The sequence below is a fragment of the Zavarzinella formosa DSM 19928 genome, assembly GCF_000255705.1.
Lineage (GTDB): Bacteria > Planctomycetota > Planctomycetia > Gemmatales > Gemmataceae > Zavarzinella > Zavarzinella formosa.
The window spans coordinates 2124044-2124262 of sequence record NZ_JH636439.1; the positions used below are offsets into that span (position 1 = coordinate 2124044).

1 protein-coding gene is annotated in these 219 nt (G+C 64.8%); it reads left to right on the forward strand.

From position 1 onward, the window contains the following. A partial coding sequence (locus BGIM_RS68645) for a hypothetical protein (protein ID WP_040887740.1) occupies positions 1-196 on the forward strand: 196 nt, incomplete at its 5' end. Positions 197-219 lie beyond the last annotated feature (23 nt).

Below are 219 nucleotides of genomic sequence, written 5' to 3' on the forward strand. Positions count from 1 at the left end.
TGAACGGGGCGACGGGGGCGTGTCCAAACTGGCCCGCCTAACCCGCATCCACCCCTCGAACATCCGACGCCGTCTCGCCGGAACGGCTTGCACCACTGACCGAGACATGGCCCTCATCGCCCATGAGGTGGAACTGTTCCACGCCGAGCAGGCCGCAAAGCACAAGAACGCGCAGAAACTGGCGAGGAAGCCATGACCGACAAACACGCCCTCCTCGCC